We start from the raw sequence: 24,711 nt of genomic DNA, 5'->3' as shown, positions 1-24,711 counted from the left end.
CTCAATTCTCAATTACTGCGCATAAAAATGCGCAGTACGTCCTGCCCGGTCACATACACCATCAGCATAAACAGCAGCATGAGTCCTGCCGCGTGTACATAGCCCTCGTACTTGGGCGGCACGGGCTTGCGGCGGATGCCCTCGATGATGAGGAACACGAGCCGACCGCCGTCCAGTGCGGGCAGCGGCAGCAGGTTCATCACGCCGAGGTTGATCGAGATAAATGCCACAAGCTGGAAGAACGAAATCATGCTGTACTTGGCGGTATCCGCCATGACCTCGGCCACACCGACCGGACCGGAAAGCTGATCCACGCCGACCTGTCCGCTGACGAGCATGCCCACGCTCGACCAGACGAGCCGCGCGTAGTTGACGGCGGTGCGCACGCTCATGCTGAGGTGCATGCCAAGGCTGTCGGGCAGCTCCGCAAAGGTGATGCCGATGCGCTTGTTGCCGTTCGCATCGGTGACTGTCGCCTCCAGCTTGACGGACGGCAGCGTCACCTTTTCGCCGTTGCGGCGCACGGTAATTTCATGCGTGGTCGAACCGGTGCGCGCAAGCGCGGTATCGAAATCCGTCCGCACGAGGATGTGATAGCCGTCGATTTTCAGAATCTCGTCGCCTGCCTCCAGACCGCCGTCTGCGGCGGCGGTGCTCGCCGGATTGACCTCGCTGATGGTGGAGACGATATAGCCGCCGTTCGGTCCGTTCGGACGCATGACCGCCAGCACGATAAGGAATCCCACGAGGAAATTCATCAGCGCGCCCGCACACACAATGAGCATGCGCCGCGGCAGCTTCGCCTTACCGAAGGCGTGCTCATTTTCACTTTCACCGTCCTCGCCCTCCATAACGCACGCGCCGCCGAACGGCAGCAGCTTGAGACAGTACAGCGTGCCGTGGTACTCGCGCTTGAGGAGGGTCGGACCCATGCCGATCCAGAATTCGTTGACCTGCACACCACCGCGTTTTGCGGTGATGAAATGTCCGAACTCATGCACGATGACCAGCACACCGAAGGCGAGGATTGCCAGAATGATTTGCAGCAAAACGTAGCTCCTTTCGGTCAGCCGAGCACGATCTCGCGCGCGGCTTTGTCCGCCGCCAGAACGTCGTCCAGCGTGATGTCCTTCTTGTACGGAATGGTATCGAGTGCGTATGCAACGCGCTCTGCGATGTCGGTAAAACCGATCTTACCATTCAAAAACAGACCGACTGCGGCCTCATTTGCACCGTTGAGCACAGCGCCGCGGTCGCCCTTGAGGGAGGCGGCGTGCTTTGCCAGATTCAGCGCCGGAAACGCCTCATAGTCGGGTGCATAGAACGTCAGCTTTGCGACCTCCGCGAGCGACATGCGCGGTACCTTGCACGGCACACGCTGCGGCCATGTCAGCGCCAGCTGGATCGGCAGACGCATATCCGGCAGACCAAGCTGCGCGATTACCGCTCCGTCCGCAAACTCCACCGCCGAGTGCACGATGCTCTCACGGTGGACGACAATTTCGATGTCTTCCGGCGGCAGGTCATACAGCCACATGGCTTCGATCAGCTCCAGACCCTTGTTCATCATGGTCGCAGAGTCGATCGTGATCTTTGCCCCCATGCTCCAGTTCGGGTGTGCAAGCGCCTGCTCGCGCGTCATGCCGCGCATTTCCTCGAACTTTTTGCCGAAGAACGGACCGCCGGACGCGGTCAGCAGGATTTTATCGATCGGGTTGCCGTTTGCCGCCTGCACGCACTGGAAGATAGCCGAATGCTCAGAATCCACCGGCAGGATGCGCACGCCGTACTGCTTTGCGGCGCTCATCACCAGACCGCCCGCACACACGAGCGTCTCCTTGTTTGCCAGCGCAATGTCCTTGCCCGCCTTGATGGCCGCCATCGTCGGCAGCAGGCCGACCATGCCGACAACCGCCGTTACTACAATGTCCGCACCGCTCTCGGCGGCACAGGCGATCAGGCCGTCCATACCGGTCAGAACCTTAATATCCGTGTCCGCCAGCTTGATTTTCAGCGCCTTTGCTGCGTCTTCATCCATCGCGCAGACCATTTTCGGATGCAGGGCACGCGCCTGCTCCTCCAATAAGTTTATGCGCCGGTTGGTCGTCAATGCGACGACTTCGGCGTCGATCGAAGGCAGAATATCGACCGTTTGCGTGCCGATCGAACCCGTTGAACCTAAAATCGCAATCTTCTTCATTATTTTTCTCCTGTTAAACGATTTGGGATAATGGATAATTGAAAATGGAAAATTGAAAATTATGGTGCCGCGCAAAGCGCGATACCACGATTCCCCATTCTCCATTCTCAATTTTCAATTATCAAATGACTCTAAAGAGCAATTCCGCGAACGGTGCCACGAACAGCACGCTGTCGAAGCGGTCAAGCACTCCTCCGTGGCCCGGGAAAATATGTCCGTAATCCTTAATGCCGGTCTGGCGCTTGATGACCGAGAACGACAGGTCGCCGATCTCTCCGAGCACCGCGCCGACTGCACCGAGCACGACCGCCGACCAGAGCGGCATTTCAAGGTCAAGCGTCCGGTTCATAATCACAGCCGCGATCAGCACGAGGACGGCACCGCCGACCACGCCGCCGACGGCGCCCTCTACCGTCTTTTTCGGGCTGACGACCGGCGCCAGCTTATGCTTGCCGAACAGCATGCCCGAGAACAAAGCGCAGGTGTCCGCGCCCCAGGCAGCGAGCAGCGGCAGCAGCACGATAAACGCACCGTGGTGGTAGTTCATCTGGAAAATACGCAGCAGGCTGAGCAGCAGGTACGGCACGACAAGTCCTCCGAAAAACGCCCACGAGACCTGCGAAGCCTTCATCACATCGTGATATTTCAGTTCGATGGCGAACGAGCCGAACAGGAGCACCAGCACCAGTCCCTGCATCACGCTCTCGAGCTGCAGCGGCAGGATGCTGAAATGACCGACAGCCAGTCCCAGCGAGACGGCCATTGCGAGCAGCAGTTCCAAGTGGTTGCGCACCAGTTTTGTCGAGCCGAGCACCTCATAGGTGGCGAACACGCACAGCGCCGCCACGACAAGTTCCAGCACGATCGGCGGGAACACATACAGCGCCAGCAGCACAAAAATAAAGCCGAATACGCCAAACAATACTCTTGCTTTCATAGTTTTATCACCCTAATTGGATATTAAACGCCGCCAAAACGACGGTTTCTGTTGTTAAAATTGTCGATTGCCGCATCCAGATCGGTGGTTTTGAAGTCCGGCCACAGCACATCGGTGAAGTAATACTCCGAGTAGGCAGACTGCCACAGCAGGAAGTTGGACGTGCGGATCTCGCCCGAAGGACGGATGATGAGGTCGGGATCGGGCATGTGCGCGGTGTACAGGTGCGCGGAAATGGTGTCCTCGGTGATATCCTCGGGTGCCAGTTCGCCGTTTTTCACCCGCTGCGCGATGGCGCGGACGGCGTTTTTGATCTCGTCACGGCCGCCGTAGTTGATGCACAGCGAGGCTGTTGCCGCGTCCGGACCAAGCCGATCGGCAATCGCGTCCACCTCCGCGATCTGCGCGCGGATATCCTCCGGCAGAACGGTCAGATCGCCTAACACGCGCACGGCAACGCCGCGCTCGAACATGGTTTCCGCCGCCTCCTTCAGATAGGAGCGGAACAGGTTCATCAGCGCGTCCACCTCGTCCTGCGGACGCTTCCAGTTTTCGGTAGAGAATGCATAGACCGTGAAATACTGCACGCCGATGTCCTTGCAGTAAGTGGCAATGGTGCGGAACGTCTCCGCGCCGACCTTGTGACCGGCCTTGCGCGGCAGACCGCGTTTCTTGGCCCAGCGGCCGTTGCCGTCCATAATGACCGCAATATGACGCGGCACCGGACGGTTTTCGGGCGCGTTATCCTTCTTTTTTCGTGTGAACAGACCCAACCTGTTTCCTCCCTGTTTATCCCTCTTGCGGCAGATTTTCCTGCCAATTTCATGCAAAAGGGCGACGAATCCGCCGCCCCCAATGTCGCTTCGCTCCTCGACCGAAAACACGTTTTCGGTCGATCGGAACGTACCGAGCATACGCTCGGATACGTCCTGCGAGCACATCTGCGCGCCGCTTTGCGGCACACAGCTATGCTCCCTTGTGTAAAAAGCGAGATACATGCTCCCGCTTTTTACGGATTTTCTGCGAAAATCCGATTTCATGCCGCTGCAGGCAGCGGACTTCCCCCTGAATTAAACCTCTGCGAGTTCCTTAGACTTCTTGGAAACCATAGCGTCGATTTCCTTGACGTACTTATCGGTCAGCTTCTGCATCTTGTCCTCACCGTCGTGCAGCTCGTCCTCGGTGATCTCGCTCTTCTTCTGCGCTGCCTTGAACTTGTCCAGTGCATCACGGCGGATGTTGCGGAGCGCAACCTTTGCCTCCTCACCGGTCTTGGAAACGCCCTTGATAAGCTCCTTGCGGCGCTCCTCGGTCAGCGGCGGGAAGTTCAGACGGATCTGCTTGCCGTCGTTCTGCGGGTTGATGCCGAGGTCGGAGACCTGGATTGCCTTCTCGATGGCCTTGAGCACCGAGCCGTCCCACGGCTGGATTGCCAGCGTGCGCGGGTCGGGCGTAGAGATTGCCGCAACCTGATTCAGCGGGGTCGGTGCACCGTAATACTCAACGGTGATCTTATCGAGAACCGCCGGGTTTGCGCGGCCTGCGCGGACTGCTGCCAGCTCCTTGGAGAGCACGTCCAGCGTTTTCTGCATTTTTGCCTCGTGGGACTTGATCTGTTCCTTCATTATTTTACCTCCTCAACGATCGTGCCGATCTTTTCGCCGTTAACAGCGCGGTGAATATTTTCGGGGTCGGAAAGCGCGAATACCAGAATCGGGATATGGTTATCCATGGACAGCGAGGTTGCCGTGGAATCCATAACGCCGAGACCCTGATTGAGCACGTCCATGTAGCTCAGGTGGTCGTACTTCTTGGCATCCGGGTTGACAGCCGGATCGGAATCGTACACGCCGTCTACGTTCTTTGCCAGCAGGATAACGTCCGCACCGATCTCCGCCGCACGCAGAACCGCTGCGGTGTCGGTCGAGAAGAACGGGCAGCCGGTGCCGCAGCCGAAGATAACGACACGGCCCTTTTCCAGATGGCGGGTCGCGCGAGAACGGATGTACGGCTCAGCGATCTTGTTCATCTCGATAGCGGTCTGCACGCGAACATCCACGCCGCGCTGCTCCAGCGCATCCTGCAGAGCCAGTGCATTGATGGTGGTTGCCAGCATGCCCATGTGGTCCGCGCGGGTGCGCTCCATCTTGCCGCCGCCGTCCTTTACGCCGCGCCAGAAGTTGCCGCCGCCGACAACAATGCCGATCTCGCAGCCCTCTTCGTTGCATTTTTTGATCACATCGCATACCGGACCGATGACATCAAAGTTCAGGCCGAAATGCTTATCGCCCGCAAGGGCTTCGCCGCTGATCTTGATCAGTACGCGCTTATATTTCTGTGCTTCCATGCTCCACACTCCTTATTCTATTCCTGTTTATTATTCTACCCTATTTTCGGAGAATTTGCAACGATTTATATAGCGGCAAATGAATAAAAGGCGAAGCGGTTTGCGCCCTCCGGACGGTTGCAAGCCCCCCCTGAAAGGGAAGCTGGCGCAGCTTGCTGCGACTGAGGGGTTTCGGCACCGGTTTTTCGGGGCATCCGAACCGCGCAGGCGGTTCACCGCTTCCGGGCGAAGAGTTGCGCCGTAGACTGCGGCGGGGATTGCCGCTACGCGCGGCATAACAGTGCCGCGCAACTCGTTTTCCGGCACAAACCGGCTGCAATCGCAGGATTTGGATAATCTGCACAGGTAAAAATGTTGCGCGGCACGGGTATGCCGCGCCTGCGTAGACTAAACCGCATGTGTAGCAGAAAGGTATCTGACATTGCGTATAGGTAAAGAAATGGGCAGACACATTGGTCTGCCCTACGGAACGGTAACCCGACTGCCGTTCCCCTTTTTCATGCTTACGCAGTCTACCATCTGCACCCAAGCCCTTGCGGGAAAAGGGGTGATTCACAAGAGGGTGGAAAACCGCAGGTTGTCTACCCTCTTGTGCGCCCGCCGCGCGCAGCGGCAACATTCCCGCACGCCGCAGCGTGCGAAATCCTCTGCCGCGGGTACGGCAACCCCCTCCACCGTCGTTCGGCGGTTCCCCTCTCCTTTCAGGGGAGGCTTCCGGTCGGTGCAAACGGTTCTTAACGACATATATCCTTTGGGGAACGCAAAAAACCGAGGGCAAACGCCCCCGGTTTCGTGTTTTATTGCGCGATATGCGAAGAATTACTTCTTCAGAACAACCTCGCCGCCCAGACCGGTGTGTGCAGTGATGTACTCACGGCCCATCTTAGCGTACTCGAACGGATTAGCCTTAGCCGGATCCTGCTCTGCCTCTACCATGATCCAGCCGGTGTAGCCAGCCTTGTCAAGCAGATCGAATACAGCGTCGAACTCTACGCAGCCGTCCGGATCGCCCGGTACGGTGAAAGCGCCTGCGCGAACTGCATCCAGGAAGGACCAGTGCTCAGCGCGAGCCTTCTCAACCAGCGGCATGCGCATGTTCTTCAGATGAACGTGACCAACACGGTCAGCGAACTTCTCGAGCATCTTTACCGGATCCTCGCCAGCGAAGGTGAAGTGACCGGTATCGAAGCACAGGAATACATACTTCGGGTCGGTGTTCTCCATCAGGCGGGTAGTCTCCTCAACGGTCTGGCATACGGTGCCCATGTGATGATGGAAGCAGGTGCGGATGCCGTACTTCTCCATGGACAGCTTGCCCAGCTTGTTCAGGCCGGTGGTGAAGCGATCCCACTCCTCGTCGGTCAGAACGCGCTTCTTGTCGTCCAGAACCGGCGTATCGAGCTGACCCTGAATAGAACCGGACTGCTCGGATACGTTGATAGCGGTAGCGCCAACGTAGGACAGGTAATCCAGCTCCTTGATGAACTCAGCCTCTACCTCTTCGTACGGCTTGTCAACCAGGAAAGAGGAGAACCACTTGGAAGCGATGGTCAGGTTGCGGGCGTCCAGCATGTGCTTGAGGACGGTCTTGTCCTCCGGATACTTATGGCCTACTTCGCAGCCGTCGAAACCAGCGAGCTTCATCTCAGAGATGCACTGCTGGAAGGTGTTCTCGTCGCCGAGATCCCACATATCATCATTGGACCAGCCGATCGGGCAGATACCCAGTCTTACTTTCTTCGGATCTAACATAGTTATTCCCTCCATAATCTTCTCTCTGCGTCTGCGCAGAACAAACGCATTTTTGTTATTCTTATTGTACCCTTATGCACTGTAAATGTCAAACGCATTTTTTCACAAAGCCGAGTTGTGCAATCCGCTGTTTTTGTCATTCCGCGAACTTGTGCGTGTGCGTGCACGCACTTTTGCGCAAAAACCGCGCGAGATTGTTCCCGCGCGGTTGATTATGTCTTATCTGTAACTTTTCGTCTGCTGCGCTCAGATACGGGCCACACCGGAATCGCGGGCAGCCTGTGCAACGGCATCTGCTACCGAACGGATGACCTTTTTGTCGAACGCCATCGGCATGATATACTCCGCGTTCAGCTCCTCATCGGAAACGCAGGCGGCGATCGCCTTAGCCGCTGCCAGCTTCATCTCCTCGTTGATGTCGCTTGCACGAACATCAAGTGCGCCACGGAAAATGCCCGGGAACGCAAGCACGTTGTTGATCTGGTTCGGATAGTCCGAACGGCCGGTGCCGACAACGGCAGCGCCGCCCTTCTTTGCGTCCTCCGGCCAGATTTCGGGCACCGGATTTGCCATAGCGAATACCATCGGGTCCTTGGCCATGGTGGAGACCATCTCGGCAGTAAGCACCTGCGGAGCGGACATGCCGAAGAATACATCCGCACCCTTGACAGCATCGGCCAGCGTGCCTGTCATGTGCTCGCGGTTGGTGACCTTGGCCATCTCCTGCTGTGCCGGATTCAGACGCTCATCGCCCTCGCAGACGATGCCGAAGCGCTCAACCATCGTGATGTGCTTAACACCGAGGAACATCAGGAACTTGGTAACGGCGATAGCAGCCGCGCCGCAGCCGTTGACAACCATCTTGATCTCATCCACCTTGCGGCCGGTCAGGCGGCAGGCGTTGAGCAGAGCCGCACCGCAGCAGACAGCCGTGCCGTGCTGGTCATCGTGGAATACCGGAATGTCGCAGACCTCCTTGAGTCGGCGCTCGATCTCAAAGCAGCGCGGAGCCGCGATGTCCTCGAGGTTGATGCCGCCGAACGAGCCGGAGATCAGCTGAATGGTGCGGACGATCTCGTCCACATCCTTGGAAGCCACACAGAGCGGGAACGCATCCACGTCAGCGAACGCCTTGAACAGCGCACACTTGCCCTCCATAACCGGCATGCCGGCAATCGGACCGATATCGCCCAGACCGAGCACCGCGGTGCCGTCCGTGATGACCGCAACCAGATTGTGGCGGCGCGTGTACTTGTAGCTGAGAGACGGATCGTCCTTGATCTTGAGGCACGGCTCGGCAACACCCGGCGTGTACGCGATCGACAGATCGTCCTTACTGTTTACCTCACAGCGAGCCACGACCTCAATCTTGCCGCCCCATTTTTCGTGTGCCTGCAGTGCGCGTTCCTTAACGTCCATGTTCTGTTCCTCCGTTATCGTTCTTGTTCCGTTCGACGGAAAGAGTTTTCTATCTTACCTTATTATACAGAGTAGAAATGCGTTCGTAAAGGGGTAGTTTGTACAAAGAGCGGGAAGTAATTGAGAATGGAGGATGAAGGACGGAGAATGAACGTGATGACTTATCGTGTTTCCCAGTTTTTCATATTATCATAAAGGTACACCGTAGGGTGCGACAAGGTGAATTGCCCAAAGGGCAAAAGAAGGTGCCCTGGGGTACGACCTCGGCGCACCGCATCTAACGATTAGTACATGTTACCCCCGTAGGGGAGCACATTGTGCTCCCACACAACGTAAAATCGAACGGTTCTCGGGCGAACAATGTTCGCCCCTACGGTTAGGTCTGTGCAGACGGGTTACAGACGGTGCGCCGAGTCGTCGCACCCTACGATTTAGATTTTATGTGTAATGCAACAACATGAAGAAGGTTAAACTTCTCATGCTCTTCACTCTCAACTCTCCACTCTTCACTCTACTTGCAGCATTGTTTCGCCACCAGCTTCGGCAAGAGGAACATGGCCGCGCAGCCGGAGAACACCGCCGACACGACATCGGACAGCGGCTCAGAAAACATAACGGCTGTTGCCCCGAAAATCGACGGCAGGACGAACACGCTGACGAGGAAAATACCCTTGCGGAGCATGGAAAACGTCAGTCCCCATTTGACAAGGCCCATGCCGGTCATGCCGTCCACGAACGGGTACTGGATGGTCAGTCCGAGCACGCCGAGCGAGTAGGTGCGGATCATATACGCCGCCATGTCAATATACGCCGGGTCTTTGGTGAAGATTCTGACAAAAGCGCCCGAGACCGTCTGTGCGAGCAGGAACATGATGCCGCAGAACACGAGGCACAGCAGCACAATGCACCGAAACGCCTTCATGACGCGTTTTTCGTCGCACGCGCCGTAGTTATAGCCGAGAATGGACTGTGTGCCCGCCGTAATTCCGCCGAGCGGCATAGTGATGACGAGCATGAAGCTCTGCATGATGGCGGCACACGCGATGAGCATATCGCTGTCTGCGCCGCCGTATTTGCGCAGCATGACGTTGATGGAGATGAGCAGCACGTTATCCAGCGCGATGATGAGCGCAGGCGACAGACCGACCTGCACGATACGGCGCATCCAGCCGAAATTGACCGGCTGACGGGTAATGCGGACGGCGGCTCTGTCACTCATCAGAAAACGCAGGATGTACGCCGTCGAGCACGCCTGCGACAGCACGGTCGCAAGAGCGGCTCCGCGCACGCCCATGTCCAGCGCAAAAATGAACACCGGGTCAAGTGCGATATTTACGGCCGCTCCGAGCATAACCGACCGCATTGCGGTACCCGAAAATCCCTGACTCATTGTAATTTGATTGAGTCCGTAGCTCAGTAATGCGAACACCGTGCCGGAAACATAGGTCGTAAAGTACGCCTGCGCGTAGTCCCACAGGAGCTCGCTGCAGCCGAACGTGAACAGGATCTGCCGCTTGAAAATGAGCAGCGGCACGGTCGCCAGCACGCTCAGCGCCAGCAAAAGGTAGAAGCTGTTCGTGATGATCTGACGGGCACCGTCCATGTCGCGCCGCCCCATGCGGATGCTCATCAGCGGCCCGCCGCCGAAGCCGATGAGCGCACCGATGGCGGTAATCATGGTCACCACAGGCGCGCACACACCGACACCGGCCAGTGCCGCATCGCCCGCGCCTGCAATGTGGCCGACGTACATGCGATCGACCACGCTGTATAGAATATTGACAAACTGTGCCAGCATGGCCGGTATGGCAAGCTGCAGAACCAGCTTGCCGACTGGCGCTGTACCCAGCGGGCTGTCTGTTTGGGACATGGTTCTCTCCCCTTTCTGCTCCCTCTATTATAGTGAAATTCGCGGTTGGCGTAAAGAGAAAAATGCCCTGACGAGAGGTCAGGGCATTGCATGTTTTATTTAGGAATGCTGTCGTCATATACGAATGTTGCCGTAATGGCATCCGCATAGATGCAGTTTTTCAATTCTTCGCTGCTATCTGGTTCGATAAACGCATTGATATCTACCGTGTGCGTTGCTCCATCCGTGTTGAACACACGCACAACAAGCGGTATCTCTACATCGACTGCTAAATCGTCGATTGGCTTCTCCTGTCCCGCGACAGCCACTGTCAGGTTGTCCGTTGGCAGTTTGCTCAGCTCGGACGAATCTCCATACTGGGTCGAAGCGCCGCCACTCGGGAACGTCATCTCAATATCATACGCCGCATTGATTGTATCGGCATCATGCCGGAAAATGATTTTGCCGGTGCCGCTATTCAGACCCATACCATACGCACCGATAGGTTTGTCCATGTTCTGCCACGCATTGCCATCCCATGTGTAGCTGTTGAATGTTATTCCGTTGGCTTCTGTGTTATTGCCGGAAAAATGATACTCTACAACCACACCCGATTGTTTCTCTGTCGTAGCCTGCTCCACCGGCGTGATGGAAATCGTATTATCCGCCGGCTGTGTCTTTGCCTGTCCGCACCCGCTCAAAATCCCCACAAGAGCCAGTGCCAGTCCTGCTGCGTATCGTTTTTTCATGTGGTACACCTCCGTTTCAGCATTTACATTTCATAGCAGAAAATTACAGTGTACGCTTCCGCATACACACTTTTCTGTACGGCTTTGCTGTTTTCCGGTTCCGAAAACGCATCAATAGATACCGGAATGATCGTACCGTCCGTGCGGAACACACGCACGAGCAACGGAATTTCCGTGTCGACTGCCAAGCCATTGACAGGTTCCTCCCACGCAGCAACAGTTGCTGTCAATCCCTCCATCGGCAGACTGTTTCTCTCGGGCGAATCCATAACCTGTGTATATCCGCCAAGCGTTGGTGAATCTGCTCCAATCTTATAGTTCGCATTCGCTGTATCGCCGTCACGCTCGAATTTAATCGTTCCCTTGCCGCTGCCCAACGCCACCGAACGAAAACCAAACGTGGCATCCTCGTCTTTCTGCCATGCGCTGCCGTCCCATATATAACAGCCAAACAATACGCCCTCGGCTTCGCTCCTGTGGCCGGAAAAATTATACTCAATCAGTCTGCCGCTCTGGTCTGCGGTCGTTTCCTTCACCGGTGTAAGACTGATTGTGTTGTCTGCCTGCGTTTGTCCGCACCCGCTCAAAATCCCCACAAGAGCCAGTGCAAGTCCTGCTATGTACCGTTTTTTCATGTGGTACACCTCCTTTTATTGTTGTGCTTACAGTGTAGCAGATTTGGGTGATATTGTCTATTTCCAGACCATGCAAAATCTGCGTTTGCTTCTGTGCAATGTAACGACAAAAAAGCGTTCCGGCATACGTCGGAACGCTTTTCGATGCAATTTTACTTCGCGTATCTGCGGGAAAACTTAGCCGTTCTTGCGAGCGATAGCCTTCTTAGCAGCCTCTACGATGTGAGCAGCGGTCAGACCGTACTCCTCGCGCAGGAAGGACTCAGCGCCTACCTGGCCGAAGCGATCCTCAACGCCTACCATCTCCATCGGAACCGGGTTGTTCTTGATAACAACGTTAGCAACAGCAGAACCCAGACCAACCTTTACCTGATGGTTCTCAGCGGTTACGATAGCGCCGCACTCAGCAGCGGAATCGAGGATGAGCTGCTCGTCGAGCGGCTTCCAGGTGAACATATCGATAACCTTGGCAGAGATACCCTCAGCAGCCAGCTGCTCCTGAGCCTTCAGTGCCTCGTCTACCATGATGCCGGAAGCGATGATAGCTACGTCCTTGCCTTCCTTCAGGGTAACGCCCTTGCCGATCTCGAAGTCAGAGCCATCGCCGTAAACGGTGGTGAAGCCCTTACGGATCATACGCATGTAGGAGAACTTGCCGGATGCTGCCAGCTTCTTGGTCAGGCAGTTGATCTGAGCGAAGTCAACCGGGTCGATAACAACTGCTTCCGGTACGGACATGTACAGAGCGCAGTCCTCGAACGGCATGTGGGTACCGCCGTTGTATGCAGCGCATACGCCGGGGTCGGAACCGATAACGTGTACCGGCAGCTTAGCGTAAGCTGCGGACATGAATGCCTGGTCAAATGCACGGCGGGAAGCGAAGCAGCCGAAGGAGTGCATGAATACGGTGCGGCCGGTAGCAGCCAGACCTGCGGCAACGCCCATAGCGTTAGCCTCTGCGATACCTGCGTTTACGGTCTGCTCCGGGAAAGCCTTAGCCAGCTTGCCGGTATTGATGCAGTTCTCGAGGTCGCAGTCAACGTGCATAACCTTGCTGTCCTTCTCCATCAGGTCCAGCATAGCGGTAACAAAACCGTCACGGTTGTTACGAGAATCCTTCTCGTGCTTGCCAATCAAAGTAAAGCTCATGTTCAATACCCTCCCTTACTGTGCCTTGATCTCAGCGAGCTTCTTCTCAGCAGCAGCAATGGCTTCATCCCACTGCTCCTTAGTCGGCTGAGAGGAGTGCGCGCCAGTGCCTTCAGCAAAGGTGGCGCCCAGGCCCTTAACGGTGTTCAGGACGATGCAAGTCGGTACGCCCTTGGTGTCGTAAGCGAGCTGAACAGCGTCGTAGATCTGCTCTACGTCATTGCCGTCCTGCAGCTCGATAACGTTCCAGCCAAATGCGCTAAACTTAGCACCGATGCCCTTGCCGTGGCTCATAACCTTGTCAACAGCACCGTCGAGCTGGTACTTGTTGTCGTCTACGAAGCATACGAGGTTGTCCAGCTTGTAGTGAGCTGCGAACTGAGCAGCCTCCCAAACCTGGCCCTCATCGCACTCGCCGTCGCCAACGAATACGAATACATGGCTGTCGCGGCCGTCGAGCTTGTTGCCCAGAGCAGCACCGGTAGCGGTGGACATGCCCTGACCGAGAGAACCGGTCGTCAGGTCAACACCGGGGGTCTTGGTACGGTCGGTATGGGACGGGAAGTTGGTGTGCGGCTGATTGAGGGTATAAGCGTCCTCGATCGGGTAGAAACCCTTCAGACCGAGGGTAGCGTACATAGCCGGACCAGCGTGGCCCTTGGACAGTACGCACCAGTCACGATCTTCCCAATGCGGGTTCTTCGGATCAACCTTCATTACTTCGCCGTACAGAACTGCCAGCGCATCAATAACGGACATTGCACCCGGAACGTGGCCGAAGCCAAGCGAACCGACGGTCTTCAGGGTCTCCACACGGATTTCCTGAGCAAATACACGAAGCTCCTGCATCTTTTCTGCTTTCTGCATTGCATACACCTGCCTAATTCAAAATATAATTTTCTCTCCGCGGAACAGGTTCCAGCGTACAGCGGCACAATGCCACTGTTTTACGAATACAAGTGTATCACCAAACCGCCAAAATTTCAACCGAAATTCCTGCATTTGTTCGCAAAATTCCAATTTCATTCAAACGCCTTATGGAAAATATCTAATTTATTTCGAGTAAAATTAGGTAATTTGTTGGTTATCTGCTGGTTATATGTATTTATTTTGTTGGTAAACCTCTTGCAAAACGGTAAAAATATATTTTCAAAAGGGGTATCCCGCCCTATTTTCGCTGTTTGTCTGCGTATCCCTCTCCCCGCAGACGGGTTACCGCTCCTCTCCCCGCTCACTGCCAGAAATTATTTTTGAAAGGCGGTTTTACGGATTTTGCTTACTTTCTGCCGTTCTTCACCGCGAATTATCATGTATTTCCGACCTTTTTCGCCAAATCCATGTCATATTCCCATTCTTCGGAGCAGTGGACATTTGGTTACAAATTTGATAAACTAAAGAAAACATTGTGGATACATTCGGATACTACTGGGCGGATATTATTATGTGGGAGCTGTGAATATGAAAGTCAGCCGTCTCAATTCGATAGAGCAATATGTCATCTCGCGCGAGACCGTCAGCATTGACGAGCTGTGCGAGGTTTTTGGCGTGTCCAAGAATACCATCCGCCGCGACCTGAACGAGCTTGAGCAGCGCGGCCACATCACCAAGGTATACGGCGGCGTGACCGCTACGGTTCCCTCCGGTGCCGTGCCGACGCCCATCCGTTCGGGCCTCAACCAGATCGACAAGTCTCTCATCGGCCGTCTGGCCGCCGAGGAGGTCGCGGATGGCGATACTATTTTTATCGACTCCGGCACGACCACCCTGTGTCTGCTGCGGTTTCTTGTGGCAAAAAAGCGGATTACGATCATTACCCACTCGCTCGGCGCGCTGAGCGAGGCCTCCAAGTACGATAACCTTAATATTATCTCGCTCGGCGGCATTTACAGCCCGACTACAGATTCGTTTGTCGGCCTGTCCGCGATCGAAGCGCTGTCCACCATGCGTATCAACAAGGCGTTCATGGGCGCGACCGGCGTGTCGCTGACTGCAGGCATGACCAACACCACCTTCCTCGAAGCCGAGATCAAGCGTGCCGTTGTTCACCGCGCGGATAACATCTACGGCATGGTCGATTCGTCCAAGATCGGCAAGGAAGCGATTGTCACGTTCTGCCACCTCAAGGACCTGACCGCGTTCATCACCGACTGCGAACCGCCGAAGGAGTACGTTGATCTGTGCAATGCAGAAAACGTAAAACTGAGATATGAGTAACATAACGGGAGCAAATCACACGATTTGCTCCCGTTTTCATTTATTCAGGAACCAGACACCGGCATTGAGATACGCCGCGTATATCAGCCAGGCCAAGTACGGCACAAGCAGCCATCCCGCCTGTCTGTCAATACGGTAAAACGCCCTTGCGGTGACAAGCACAAGTGCCAGCAGCAGAATCAGCCACCAGAACGCCGTTCCGTACAGTCCAACGCGGAAAAACAGCAGCGGCCACACGAAATTCACTGCAAGCTGCGTGTAATACAGCGCGAGCGCGTTGCTTCGCTCCGGCGAACCGGACTGCCGCACGCGCAGACTCGCCCAGCCCATGAGCACATACAGTATCGTCCACGCAATGGGGAATATCCATGCCGGCGGTGCAAGCGGCGGCTGCACCAGCGCCGCATACTGCGACATACTCCCCATCGTCAGCCAGGCCGCAAGTCCACCGACCGCCAGAGGCAGTGTAAAGCTGAAAATCTTCATTCTCCGTCCCTCCCGTTCCTATTTATATGGAGCGAGAGGGATTTTATTCATTTACAGCTCTCTTTTCCGGTAAATGCCCACACCAATGCGCCAGCACACTGCATACACGATGGTCCCGACGATCACCAGTCCGCCGAAGAACGCCGTAAGCTGTCCGACCGACCAGCTGTCCATGCCGCCGACAGCCTGCACAAGTTTATTGAACGCCGGATGCTTTTTGACGACGGTCAGCAGGATGATCGGCACCCACACCACGCCAATGAGGAAATACCGACCGCGCTCCGGACCAAACCGTAAAACGAGTACAATTTCAATACCCATCAGCGTCAGGCCGGCCGCCTCACAGGCCAGCATGCCCATCATATCCTCTGCCATTGCATCACCGCCGAAGGCATTCATGCCTGCAATGCATATCATGCCCAGTGCCACAACCGTCAGATTGACCAGCAGGCTGATCGCAAATTTGCTGCTCACCACATCGCGCCGAGAGACCGGAAGCGACAGACTCAGCTTATCCCATCCGTAGGCATAATCGCTGCTCATGAGCGTTGCGGGCACCATAAGCGACAGCATACACAGCATAGCCGGCACAAACGACAGCCCTTTTCCGGAGACGATCGAGACCAGCGCAATTACAATTATTGCGATCATTATTGCCTTCATCGACCGGCGCAGATTCATCCAGTCCGCATACAGCATTGCTTTCATCTTGCATCCTCCCCTCTCGTCAGGAATAGCATGATCTGTTCGATGTTGACCGGCTCAACCGACCAGTTCTCCGGTACGCCGTCACGTCTTACCAAGGCTTCACAGCCGAACGCGCCCACGCGCTTTGCCCGCACGGCAGACGGGTCAAGGGCGTTCAGCTGATCGGCGGTGCAGCGCAGTATACCGCAGGTGTCGAGCAGCTCGTCGCGCGGCTCGCTCAGCAGCACCTCGCCCTTGTGGATGAAGGTGATCTCGTCCGCGATTTTGTCCAAATCGCTCGTGATATGACTGGACAACAGAATCGCGTGATTTTCGTCCTGCATGAAGTCGTACAGCAGATCGAGAACTTCATCCCGCACGACCGGATCAAGGCCGCTCGTCGGCTCATCAAGCAGCAGCAGTTCCGCGCCATGCGACAGCGCCGCCGCGATATTCAGCTTGGTTTTCATGCCCTTGGAGTAGTCCTTGATGGCCTTTTCTCGGTCAATGCCGAATTTTTCGATGTACGACGCAAACTGCTCCGCATTCCAGTTTTTGTACGCTCTGCCGAGCAGCGTGCTCACCTGTACGGCGCTCATCGCGCTCGGGAAACCGCCGTCCTCGAGCACCACGCCAATCTTCTCACGAACGGACGGGTTCGAGCCGTGTCCCCCCAGCACGGTAATCTCGCCGCTGTCCGGCCGGATGAGGTCGAGCACCGCCTTGATGGTCGTTGTCTTTCCGGCACCGTTTTCTCCTATTAACCCCATTACCGTGCCTCTCGGCAGGGTAAATCCCACATTGCGGAGCGCAAAGCCGCCGTATTTCTTGCAGACGCCGTGCAGCTCCAGTGCATTCTCTCTCATAATCCTTCCTCCTCAAACAGTGTCCGTGCCAGCTCTGCAAACTCGTCCGCAGACAGTCCGGCCAGTCTTGCCGCCTGCACAGCGTCCGTCAGGTGGTCTTCCACCGTGCGAAGCTGCGCTTCCCGCAGACGTTCGCTGCTGACCGGTGCAACAAAGCTGCCGCGTCCGGTCTGGCTGGTGATAAGGCCCTCGCGCTCAAGCTCCTCATACGCACGCTTAGTCGTGATAACGCTGATGCGCAGCTCCTTCGCCAGCAAGCGCATAGACGGCAGCGCCTCCCCCGGCTGCAGCTCTCCGCCGAGGATTTTCGCCTTGATCTGGCGTGTGATCTGCTCGTAGATCGGCGTGCTGTCCATGTTGGATACTATGATGTCCATGCCGTCCCTCCCTCTTTTATTGTATATACTCATTATATACAATATGAGCAATATGTCAAGGGATAGATTTCCACCAGACGCGATTTTTCACAAACGAAGCGGTTTGAGAGATGGCGGTTTTTCACACGCTCAACGCAAAGCACAATTCCCGCTGAAAAATTTTATAGTATTTTTATACAAACTGCCGAACATTTTTTCTTGCATTTTGACGAAAAGCACGCTATACTGTAATTGTTCAAAGAAAGTGCTTAAAAACAGCACAAACGCTGTAAAACACAGCTTTACTAATTGACTATCTCTCTTTTTCCTTTCTTTTTTACTCTTTTCTTCTTTGTGATCGGATCACACCTCCCGATCACAGCAAAGCAGGCTCGGTTTATCCGAGCCTGTTTTGTTTTTGTCTGAAATTTTATTTCCCGTGTTGCAAACGGAGAATTGAAAACAGAAAATAAATGATGAATATAATGGTAAACCTCGTGAAAACGGCACCCGTTCTACATACTCCGTAGGGTTGAGTGCCCTCAGAGGGTGAATTGCCCAAAATGCAAGAGAGACCACTCCGGAGCGCCCGCCATTTGTCAATTCATTTGCAAACACCTAACCGTAAAGGCACCAAAAACACCGTTAACCGGGCGCGTTCGGTCGTGCTATGGGCGCACACTGTACTCCCATACGGTACACCCTGCACAAACCAGAAAGAAACTGCGTTCATTTTCCATTCTCAATTACACACAAAAAGAACCCGAAACCAAGGCTTAACAGTCGTAAGGAACTATAAGTCTTGCGGTTGGGGCAGAGGACGGTGTGACCGTGAAGGTCACGCCGTTTTTCTGCGTCCAAGGGTAGATTCTGCGATCATGGGTTCTGCCAGCACGGGGATCTCCACCTCGTCAACGAAATTAAAGATGATCTCCACCTTCTGTCTGCGCTTGCCGCCAGACTTATCCGGTGCGTGAATGACGATCTTCCTGATATACTCGTTGACAATCGTCTGCGTCAGCTCCGTGACATCCACATACTTTTTCGTCAGCGCAATGAAAGCGTCCAGATCATCGCCCATTGCCTGCCGCTGCTCGACCCATTCTTCCGTTGTTTCAATTTCGAGCTTTAACCGTTCCTGCTCCGCTTCATAATCAGCCGTCATTTTCTTATACCTCTCCTTGCCGATCTCACCGAGAGCGTAATCCTCATAGAGCCGGGACATGACCACATCAAGATTGGCAAGGCGTTTTCTTGCCTGCTCCACGCGCTTCTGATCTTCCCGGATGTCTCGTTCCCGATCGGCGCGGCGGTAATGCTGCCACTCCTCCTGAAAGCCCTCCACATCGCTGCGGATATACGCATTGACCGCCTGAATCCGTTCCTGTACCAGTTCCCGCAGTACATCTTCCCGGATATAGTGGGCAGAACAGGTGCCTCGACCGCTTTTGTAGCTGGAGCATACATAGTGGTCTTGCTTGCCGTCAAAGCCCTTGCAGGTGGCGAAATAAAGCTTGCTGCCGCAGCCTGCACAGTAGACCAGTCCTGCGAATAATCCCTGCCGTTCCGCTTTCACGGGACGGCGTTTGTTTTTGCGCAGCTCCTGCACTCTGTCCCATTGTGCCTGAGACGCGATAGCTTCCTGCGTGTCCGGCACGATGAACATATCCTCCGGATTGTTGGGAATCCTCTTTTTCAGCTTGTAGGACTTGGAGTAGGTCTTGAAATTGCAGGTACATCCGGTGTATTCCTGCCGTTCCAGAATCCCGACGATGGATTGATTGCTCCAGCCATACGGGTTCTTGGGCATCGGCTTTCCCTTACGGCTGGCATACAGCGCCTTGGTCGTGAGAACCTGATCCCTTTCAAGAATCCGCGAAATCTGCTCCGGGCCTTTGCCGTCAATGCAGAGGTCAAAGATGCGCTTGACAATCGGGGCGGCATCCTCATCCAGAATCCACTTGTCCTTGTCATTTGGGTCACAGCGGTAGCCATAGGGCGGTTTGCCCAGATGCTTGCCGCTGGTGCCGCGCTGACGCAGGCTGGTACGGACTTTCTTGGAGGTATCTCTTGGATACCACTCGTTAAATAAGTTGCGGATTGCGGCAAAGCCCTCACCGTCCCCGCGCTGGCTGTCCACGCCGTCGTTGACGGCAATGAAGCGCACATCGTAGCTGGGGAAGATGATGTCGGTGTACTGGCCTACAGTCAGGTAATCACGACCAAAGCGAGATAGGTCTTTGCAAAGCCAGCAGCCTACCAATCCCTGCTTTACCAGTTCAAAGCCCTCCTGTACGCCGGGGCGCTGAAAGTTCGTGCCGGTATAGCCGTCGTCAACCAGCACTTTCAGGTTCGTGTAGCCATGATCTCGTGCGTATCTGGTTAAAAGCTCGCGTTGATTCTGCATCGAATTCGACTCGCCATCCTGCGAATCCTCGTTGCTGAGGCGGCAGTAGAGTATCGTAATTTTTTGCTGATCCGTCATAACGTCCTCCTTCACGTTCGGGTCAGCCGACAGAATCGGTGTGCCTGGAATTATATTACCATAGTTTTGTGTCACTGTCATTGACAAGCCACCTCCCGGTCAGAAAAAATAAGCCGTTTTACCTTGGCGGTAAGCGGCTCGGTTCCGTCACAGACGGTTTCAATGGTGTACCACGTGTTTCCAATCTTGCGCTCCACGGTTTTGCAGAAGGGGCTTCGCCTGTTCCAATAGGCCTCGCACTCCTGCAAAAAGGACTCCGGCGGGTCAAAGATCGGATCAAAGTAGCTTTCATGGTCAAAGACCTTGCAAAGCTCAAAGACCAAATCGTCTTTCCCCTCCATCACGTCACGGTTGATTTTGTCAATGCTGATAATTTTTCCATATACGATTCCTTTCTCATAATTCTATTTCGTTTTTGCGGCTGCGCAGTTGTGTCTGCTGCCGCTCCTGCTCCAACCGCTCACGCTCTTTGCACCATGCGGTGATGGGTAGCTTGCCATCCTTGAAATACGGTTTCAGCTTGCGTTCCGCCATATAAAACGTCCGCAGCGTATCATCATGCTCCGACTGGTATTTTTGTCTGGATTTTTCAAAACGGATGCTTCCCAGCTTATCCGCAACCGGTTTTCCATCGACATAATACTGTGCCATGCGCAGCAGCTCGTCCAGTTCCTTGATGCAGGATTGCTTTTCCCCGGCAGACGCTTTCATTGCGCTGATGCTGTTCTGCATGGAATGCAGCGCGGCATCCAGATCATCGGTGGTAAAAGCTGCTTCTCCTGCAAAAAGCGGAATGCATCCGCATACCGCTGTAAGTTGGCTGTCTTGGCCTTTGTGCTGTATGCGCCTTTATTGCGGTTATTGTAATAGGTCATCAGCAGATCGTTCAGCATAGGCGGCTGCGGCTTGGAGAGTTCTTCCTTAACCGCTTTCAGCCATTCCAGCAAAGAGGCGATTTTATTTTTTGCTTTCCGCAGCATGGCGTTGGTTTTGCGAACCCAGCGGTTGAAGTCGACCTTGTCGGTACGGATGCCCTTCACTTCCATTGCGCGGACAGACGGCCCCTCATGGACGGTAGGAATCTGTTCAATGCCTTGACGGGCATAGCTGCGGTGGTCGATCCGGCAATCCAAACCTTTCTCCACAAACTTCGCGTTGCACAGATCAGCCCACGCCTGCCGCCAATACTCCAAGGTTTCGGGACTGCCCCAGTCGGTGGTCGGCACAGCGTTGAACATATAGTTGCCCGCCTCATCCAGAATACGCTCACCATGCTCGTCCAACACATATTCCCGCCGCTGCTTATTTCCCCACTTGCCGTCCGGCTCAATGGGGCGAATGGGACACATAACATGAAAGTGGGGATTGGAAATGCCGCCATTCTCCTTGTTGGGAGAGTGAACGGCAAAATCCACTACCATGCCCCGACTCACAAAATCGTCCAACAAAAATTGCCTTGCCAGAGCGATGTTCTCCTGCATGGAAAACTCGTTCTGCAAGGCAATATCAAAGCTGTAGGCAAGCTGCGCTTTCTTTCCGCGCTCGGCTTTTTCCACGGCGTTCCAGAGCGTTTCACGGTCTGCGTATTCCGGCGGGGCGTGGGATGGCAGCAGGATTTCCGAACAGATCACACCGCCCTTACGGGAGTAGTCGCTGTCCTCGCCGTAATACTCGCTGTGCAGCTTTTCTCCGGCACGGTAGGCGGCAGACGCCACGGCGGATTGTCCCGCGCTGCGTTTGATCTGCGTCACATGAAAATGGAATAACGTGATACTCAGCCCCCCTCTTTCTGTTCAGACCGGTTGTGTTCGTTGACCGCTGCCATGAGCAGACCTTTGACCACCGGCAGGTCAAAAACCTTTTCGGCCAAGGCATAAAACTCAGCACGTGTCAACAGCTTCGTCAGCGGAGCAATGCTTTCCATATCCGCGCTGCGGACGATCAGGTTGTGTGCGCGTTTGGTTCGGCAGGCGAGACCAGCCCCTTGTACGGAACAAAGTGACGCAAAACAGCCCGGACACGCAACTGTCCGGGTGATAGGCTCCGCAGGACGCACATACAGGGCTTGACCATGTATAGAAGTGCGCCCTTCGTCCCGGTGGGACTTTCGGGATGTTCCCGGATCGTCAGTTTTTCTTTCGCTGCCAGACGATTTCATACCTCAGCGCGTCGGCAAGCTGAACAGCCTCTGTGTAGCGTAGGGACTCCCGCTGGAGCTTGTTGGACAGGTTGGATACGCTGTCAGACCAGCCGTGCTCGTCGTGCAGCAGATCGACCACCTCCTGCATGGTCATTCCCTGACGGACGATGTACGACTTGATTTCGTTTCTCAGATTGGATTTCATCAATTTTTACCTCCATAATTTCGTGTAGCGGTTTTTCGTATCGGTAATTTTGGTATGCTTGTAGGTGAAAAATCTGCCGTGCCGCAAATCCGCTCAGATTTCCGCCCGTGATGCCCTGTTCGCAGCAGCACCCTATCGGCTTCATCGTTCTGGGCGAGGTCATGCGGAACGGTGGGATATACCACATCCCAGTGCAATGGCTTCACACTACGATAAACCACCGGACGGTGCATTGCGTTCGGCTTACAGTGAAAAATTCCATGAATTTCACAAGGATTGACTGCAATGTGCCTTTTTTGACATCCTACCAGCACTCTGTACATAGCGGAATTACGGCATTTTGCTGTGTACATACGTACCAATGGCGCAGGGCAGGTAGCATTTCACGGCATGGGCAGCTTTGTTCACGAGTGGGTGCGCGTCAGAAAATCGCTGAACGAGCGCTGCCTGATAGGTGTCAGCCCGTTTTCATCGCACCAGATTCCGTAAATGGCATACAGCTCCTTGGAGGTGACAGACATATCCGCCTTCAGCCGAATATAGCCGGTGGATTCCATAAAGTCGATGGCATTGTTGACGTCACGCTTGACGTACTCCCGATTGTTCAGCGTCCGGGGACTTTCCGTGAATCGGAAGCTGTTTGCCGCAAGCCGCTGCAAGCCCTCAAACGCCCAGAGAAAAATGCCCTCGACCTCTCGCTTCATCTTCTCGGCAATATCAGGATCGTCCACACGATTGGCAGGCTTCTCTTTTGTGGTCAGGATCAGTTGGCGGCGGTAAAAGCCGTTGCTGCGGTCGTAGAGGGATTGCAGATCGCCATTGGAGAATGCCAGCAGCCGGGCATACATCCACCCCTGATAGCTCTGGACGCTTTTGCGTTCCAGATCCATCTTATCCTGTGCGGTAACGATGGATTTGACATAGTTGGTCTGCTTCAGAGCCTCCATTTTCATATCGTCATCCACAAGAAGATGAATGTGCTCCAGATCGGCGCGGGCAAACCGGTTGTCGGAGATTTTTGCAATCCTGCCGTCCTTCATATTGCAGCCAAACAGCCGCGCCAGCACGGGACCGATTTGCGATCTTCCTTCGCCGCCCTCGCCCTTGAGGATCATCATGCGCTGCCCCTTGGTGCTGGGAACGAGGCAATAGCCGATATATTCCTGAAAGGTGGGAATGTCCTCTGGGTAAAGCAGGTCGGAGAGAAAACGCAGCCAGACAACCGGCTCCTCCGCCTGCGGATTGTAAGCAATGGGAAACCGGCTGCGCACGATTTCAGAACGTCCTGCGAGAAAGCTGCCATCGATGCGGAGCGTCCCGTTCTGCACATGAATCTCATCCGGCTTCGTCGGGAAACTCTCTGCATGAGCCGCCAACTTCATGATCTCCACGATATTGGAAATGGTGTGCGGAATGTTTTTTGCGGCACAGCACTCCAGTTCGGCATAGATTTTCTCTTTCAGCAGCAGCGGGTCTGTCAGCCGCCCATCCGGTGTGAAAAATGCGTTGTCCGTATAGATGAGCTTGTTCTTTGACAAAAACTCCCGGCAAAAAGCCGCCTCATTGACGTCCTTGCCATCGAACCATGCTGGGAAATCAAGCTCTGCATACTTCTTGTTCACGCGGCGTCCCTCCCATTGACTGTTTCCTTGAGCTTGTCCAGCCGACCATCTGCAAGCAGATAACGAACTACCTCGGCGCGTTCATAGGAATCACCCGCGCACAGAATATCCAAGTAATACTCCACCTCATCCAGCTTGTGGCAGGCTTCTGCAAATCGTTCATCCGGTACTTCTGCCGGTAATTGCGGCGCACAGTTTGCCTTCCAGTCCCGCAGCACACGGGCATAATCGGACAGAACAGAATAGCACAGCCGCTCATTTTCTCTGAGCTGCTGTGCTTCTGTTCGGATGCGCTTTGTGTGGAGCGCCGCTGCGCTGGGCGGCTTGTCCGGTGTGAGGTGAAAGTCTGCGGCCAGCTTCTGCGCTGCATCATACAGCGAGAGCCGGAACAGCTTGCTTACAAAATCAATCACATCTCCGTGCTCCCCGCAGGCGAAGCAATAATAGTCATCGTCCGCCGCATACAGGCTGGGATGCCGGTCATTGTGAAACGGGCAGAGCGCCATGCCGTAATGGTTGACCTCCACGCCGTACCGCTCCGCCGCCTCCCGGCAGCTTACACCATATTTGACGTTCTGAAAACAATTCATGCGTTATCCTCCGTAAAATAGAT

At 54.9% G+C, this 24,711-nt stretch carries 25 protein-coding genes and 1 pseudogene; 1 reads left to right on the top strand and 25 read right to left on the bottom strand.

The features are described 5' to 3' along the window. Positions 1-8 precede the first annotated feature (8 nt). The 13 genes from rseP to DW724_RS01400 all read right to left on the bottom strand — a co-directional run bounded on the left by rseP (position 9) and on the right by DW724_RS01400 (position 13,904). A complete protein-coding gene (rseP, locus tag DW724_RS01460) occupies positions 9-1,049 on the bottom strand; it encodes an RIP metalloprotease RseP (protein WP_158580179.1) in 1,041 nt (346 codons plus the stop codon). 17 nt (positions 1,050-1,066) lie between these two features. After that, positions 1,067-2,203, bottom strand: coding sequence for a 1-deoxy-D-xylulose-5-phosphate reductoisomerase (locus DW724_RS01455; protein ID WP_442861250.1), 1,137 nt, complete (start codon positions 2,201-2,203; stop codon positions 1,067-1,069). 118 nt (positions 2,204-2,321) lie between these two features. Then, positions 2,322-3,137, bottom strand: coding sequence for a phosphatidate cytidylyltransferase (locus tag DW724_RS01450; RefSeq protein WP_118760420.1), 816 nt, complete (start codon positions 3,135-3,137; stop codon positions 2,322-2,324). Between the two features lie 23 nt (positions 3,138-3,160). Further along, on the bottom strand, positions 3,161-3,835 hold the full coding sequence (gene uppS, locus DW724_RS01445; RefSeq protein WP_243105684.1) for a polyprenyl diphosphate synthase: 675 nt from the start codon (positions 3,833-3,835) through the stop codon (positions 3,161-3,163). Between the two features lie 372 nt (positions 3,836-4,207). Beyond that, complete coding sequence (frr, locus tag DW724_RS01440; protein ID WP_118760419.1) at positions 4,208-4,762, bottom strand: ribosome recycling factor; 555 nt, start codon at positions 4,760-4,762, stop codon at positions 4,208-4,210. Next, positions 4,762-5,484 carry a UMP kinase gene (pyrH, locus tag DW724_RS01435; RefSeq protein WP_110436479.1) on the bottom strand — a complete coding sequence of 241 codons (723 nt, stop codon included), beginning with the start codon at positions 5,482-5,484 and terminating at the stop codon, positions 4,762-4,764. The genes frr and pyrH overlap by 1 nt, the downstream gene beginning before the upstream one ends. Before the next feature lie 819 nt (positions 5,485-6,303). Continuing rightward, the gene (gene iolE / locus DW724_RS01430) at positions 6,304-7,236 is read right to left on the bottom strand and encodes a myo-inosose-2 dehydratase (protein ID WP_110436478.1); all 933 of its coding nucleotides are present in this window, start codon (positions 7,234-7,236) and stop codon (positions 6,304-6,306) included. Positions 7,237-7,482: 246 nt separating this feature from the next. Beyond that, on the bottom strand, positions 7,483-8,655 hold the full coding sequence (locus tag DW724_RS01425) for an NAD(P)-dependent malic enzyme (RefSeq protein WP_110436477.1): 1,173 nt from the start codon (positions 8,653-8,655) through the stop codon (positions 7,483-7,485). Between the two features lie 511 nt (positions 8,656-9,166). After that, the gene (locus tag DW724_RS01420; RefSeq protein ID WP_118760418.1) at positions 9,167-10,525 is read right to left on the bottom strand and encodes an MATE family efflux transporter; all 1,359 of its coding nucleotides are present in this window, start codon (positions 10,523-10,525) and stop codon (positions 9,167-9,169) included. A gap of 95 nt (positions 10,526-10,620) precedes the next feature. Continuing rightward, positions 10,621-11,253 carry a hypothetical protein gene (locus tag DW724_RS01415; RefSeq protein ID WP_118760417.1) on the bottom strand — a complete coding sequence of 211 codons (633 nt, stop codon included), beginning with the start codon at positions 11,251-11,253 and terminating at the stop codon, positions 10,621-10,623. A gap of 23 nt (positions 11,254-11,276) precedes the next feature. After that, entirely contained in the window at positions 11,277-11,888 is a 612-nt protein-coding gene (locus DW724_RS01410; protein ID WP_118760416.1) for a hypothetical protein, read from the bottom strand. A gap of 177 nt (positions 11,889-12,065) precedes the next feature. Continuing rightward, complete coding sequence (locus DW724_RS01405) at positions 12,066-13,037, bottom strand: transketolase family protein (RefSeq protein WP_118760415.1); 972 nt, start codon at positions 13,035-13,037, stop codon at positions 12,066-12,068. A 15-nt stretch (positions 13,038-13,052) separates the two neighbouring features. Continuing rightward, positions 13,053-13,904 carry a transketolase gene (locus DW724_RS01400; protein ID WP_118760414.1) on the bottom strand — a complete coding sequence of 284 codons (852 nt, stop codon included), beginning with the start codon at positions 13,902-13,904 and terminating at the stop codon, positions 13,053-13,055. Between the two features lie 591 nt (positions 13,905-14,495). On the opposite strand from DW724_RS01400, the gene DW724_RS01395 reads away from it, so the two are divergent. Further along, on the top strand, positions 14,496-15,251 hold the full coding sequence (locus DW724_RS01395) for a DeoR/GlpR family DNA-binding transcription regulator (RefSeq protein ID WP_117491063.1): 756 nt from the start codon (positions 14,496-14,498) through the stop codon (positions 15,249-15,251). 36 nt (positions 15,252-15,287) lie between these two features. Here DW724_RS01395 and DW724_RS01390 read toward each other — a convergent pair whose 3' ends face one another. The 12 genes and pseudogenes from DW724_RS01390 to DW724_RS01335 form a co-directional block, all read right to left on the bottom strand. Then, a complete protein-coding gene (locus DW724_RS01390) occupies positions 15,288-15,737 on the bottom strand; it encodes a TspO/MBR family protein (protein WP_118760413.1) in 450 nt (149 codons plus the stop codon). A 51-nt stretch (positions 15,738-15,788) separates the two neighbouring features. Beyond that, the gene (locus tag DW724_RS01385) at positions 15,789-16,445 is read right to left on the bottom strand and encodes an ABC-2 transporter permease (protein ID WP_118760412.1); all 657 of its coding nucleotides are present in this window, start codon (positions 16,443-16,445) and stop codon (positions 15,789-15,791) included. Continuing rightward, positions 16,442-17,290 carry an ABC transporter ATP-binding protein gene (locus DW724_RS01380; protein ID WP_118760411.1) on the bottom strand — a complete coding sequence of 283 codons (849 nt, stop codon included), beginning with the start codon at positions 17,288-17,290 and terminating at the stop codon, positions 16,442-16,444. Before DW724_RS01380 ends, DW724_RS01385 begins: the two co-directional genes overlap by 4 nt. After that, complete coding sequence (locus DW724_RS01375) at positions 17,287-17,667, bottom strand: GntR family transcriptional regulator (RefSeq protein ID WP_110436467.1); 381 nt, start codon at positions 17,665-17,667, stop codon at positions 17,287-17,289. The genes DW724_RS01380 and DW724_RS01375 overlap by 4 nt, the downstream gene beginning before the upstream one ends. Before the next feature lie 817 nt (positions 17,668-18,484). Further along, the gene (locus DW724_RS01370; RefSeq protein WP_118760410.1) at positions 18,485-20,212 is read right to left on the bottom strand and encodes a recombinase family protein; all 1,728 of its coding nucleotides are present in this window, start codon (positions 20,210-20,212) and stop codon (positions 18,485-18,487) included. After that, positions 20,209-20,454 carry a hypothetical protein gene (locus tag DW724_RS01365; RefSeq protein WP_243105667.1) on the bottom strand — a complete coding sequence of 82 codons (246 nt, stop codon included), beginning with the start codon at positions 20,452-20,454 and terminating at the stop codon, positions 20,209-20,211. Before DW724_RS01365 ends, DW724_RS01370 begins: the two co-directional genes overlap by 4 nt. Before the next feature lie 73 nt (positions 20,455-20,527). Next, the gene (locus DW724_RS15930; protein ID WP_243105666.1) at positions 20,528-20,863 is read right to left on the bottom strand and encodes a hypothetical protein; all 336 of its coding nucleotides are present in this window, start codon (positions 20,861-20,863) and stop codon (positions 20,528-20,530) included. 79 nt (positions 20,864-20,942) lie between these two features. Then, positions 20,943-21,903 (bottom strand): annotated as a pseudogene (mobQ, locus tag DW724_RS01360) (MobQ family relaxase); the annotation flags it as partial. Positions 21,904-21,905: 2 nt separating this feature from the next. Then, positions 21,906-22,289 carry a DUF3847 domain-containing protein gene (locus DW724_RS16205; RefSeq protein WP_256372129.1) on the bottom strand — a complete coding sequence of 128 codons (384 nt, stop codon included), beginning with the start codon at positions 22,287-22,289 and terminating at the stop codon, positions 21,906-21,908. Then, positions 22,258-22,476, bottom strand: coding sequence for a DUF6471 domain-containing protein (locus tag DW724_RS01350; protein WP_118760408.1), 219 nt, complete (start codon positions 22,474-22,476; stop codon positions 22,258-22,260). Before DW724_RS01350 ends, DW724_RS16205 begins: the two co-directional genes overlap by 32 nt. 404 nt (positions 22,477-22,880) lie before the next feature. Further along, on the bottom strand, positions 22,881-24,098 hold the full coding sequence (locus tag DW724_RS01340; protein ID WP_118760407.1) for a DNA primase family protein: 1,218 nt from the start codon (positions 24,096-24,098) through the stop codon (positions 22,881-22,883). Beyond that, complete coding sequence (locus DW724_RS01335; RefSeq protein ID WP_118760406.1) at positions 24,095-24,688, bottom strand: CHC2 zinc finger domain-containing protein; 594 nt, start codon at positions 24,686-24,688, stop codon at positions 24,095-24,097. The genes DW724_RS01340 and DW724_RS01335 overlap by 4 nt, the downstream gene beginning before the upstream one ends. Positions 24,689-24,711: the final 23 nt, after the last annotated feature.

It is taken from the genome of Butyricicoccus sp. AM27-36, assembly GCF_003480945.1.
Classification (GTDB): Bacteria; Bacillota; Clostridia; order Oscillospirales; family Butyricicoccaceae; genus Agathobaculum; species Agathobaculum butyriciproducens.
The sequence above is the reverse complement of the archived record's forward strand: the minus strand, read 5'-3'. Positions and strand labels throughout refer to the sequence as shown.

What these genes read in the sequence shown, in the direction of transcription:
- DW724_RS01450 (WP_118760420.1), bottom strand. Translation starts at nt 3,137, where the DNA reads ATGAAAGCAAGAGTATTGTTTGGCGTATTCGGCTTTATTTTTGTGCTG.
- uppS (WP_243105684.1), bottom strand. Translation starts at nt 3,835, where the DNA reads ATGGACGGCAACGGCCGCTGGGCCAAGAAACGCGGTCTGCCGCGCAAG.
- frr (WP_118760419.1), bottom strand. Translation starts at nt 4,762, where the DNA reads ATGAAGGAACAGATCAAGTCCCACGAGGCAAAAATGCAGAAAACGCTG.
- pyrH (WP_110436479.1), bottom strand. Translation starts at nt 5,484, where the DNA reads ATGGAAGCACAGAAATATAAGCGCGTACTGATCAAGATCAGCGGCGAA.
- iolE (WP_110436478.1), bottom strand. Translation starts at nt 7,236, where the DNA reads ATGTTAGATCCGAAGAAAGTAAGACTGGGTATCTGCCCGATCGGCTGG.
- DW724_RS01425 (WP_110436477.1), bottom strand. Translation starts at nt 8,655, where the DNA reads ATGGACGTTAAGGAACGCGCACTGCAGGCACACGAAAAATGGGGCGGC.
- DW724_RS01420 (WP_118760418.1), bottom strand. Translation starts at nt 10,525, where the DNA reads ATGTCCCAAACAGACAGCCCGCTGGGTACAGCGCCAGTCGGCAAGCTG.
- DW724_RS01415 (WP_118760417.1), bottom strand. Translation starts at nt 11,253, where the DNA reads ATGAAAAAACGATACGCAGCAGGACTGGCACTGGCTCTTGTGGGGATT.
- DW724_RS01410 (WP_118760416.1), bottom strand. Translation starts at nt 11,888, where the DNA reads ATGAAAAAACGGTACATAGCAGGACTTGCACTGGCTCTTGTGGGGATT.
- DW724_RS01405 (WP_118760415.1), bottom strand. Translation starts at nt 13,037, where the DNA reads ATGAGCTTTACTTTGATTGGCAAGCACGAGAAGGATTCTCGTAACAAC.
- DW724_RS01400 (WP_118760414.1), bottom strand. Translation starts at nt 13,904, where the DNA reads ATGCAGAAAGCAGAAAAGATGCAGGAGCTTCGTGTATTTGCTCAGGAA.
- DW724_RS01395 (WP_117491063.1), top strand. Translation starts at nt 14,496, where the DNA reads ATGAAAGTCAGCCGTCTCAATTCGATAGAGCAATATGTCATCTCGCGC.
- DW724_RS01390 (WP_118760413.1), bottom strand. Translation starts at nt 15,737, where the DNA reads ATGAAGATTTTCAGCTTTACACTGCCTCTGGCGGTCGGTGGACTTGCG.
- DW724_RS01385 (WP_118760412.1), bottom strand. Translation starts at nt 16,445, where the DNA reads ATGAAAGCAATGCTGTATGCGGACTGGATGAATCTGCGCCGGTCGATG.
- DW724_RS01380 (WP_118760411.1), bottom strand. Translation starts at nt 17,290, where the DNA reads ATGAGAGAGAATGCACTGGAGCTGCACGGCGTCTGCAAGAAATACGGC.
- DW724_RS01375 (WP_110436467.1), bottom strand. Translation starts at nt 17,667, where the DNA reads ATGGACATCATAGTATCCAACATGGACAGCACGCCGATCTACGAGCAG.
- DW724_RS01370 (WP_118760410.1), bottom strand. Translation starts at nt 20,212, where the DNA reads ATGACAGTGACACAAAACTATGGTAATATAATTCCAGGCACACCGATT.
- DW724_RS15930 (WP_243105666.1), bottom strand. Translation starts at nt 20,863, where the DNA reads ATGCAGAACAGCATCAGCGCAATGAAAGCGTCTGCCGGGGAAAAGCAA.
- DW724_RS16205 (WP_256372129.1), bottom strand. Translation starts at nt 22,289, where the DNA reads ATGAAATCGTCTGGCAGCGAAAGAAAAACTGACGATCCGGGAACATCC.
- DW724_RS01350 (WP_118760408.1), bottom strand. Translation starts at nt 22,476, where the DNA reads ATGAAATCCAATCTGAGAAACGAAATCAAGTCGTACATCGTCCGTCAG.
- DW724_RS01335 (WP_118760406.1), bottom strand. Translation starts at nt 24,688, where the DNA reads ATGAATTGTTTTCAGAACGTCAAATATGGTGTAAGCTGCCGGGAGGCG.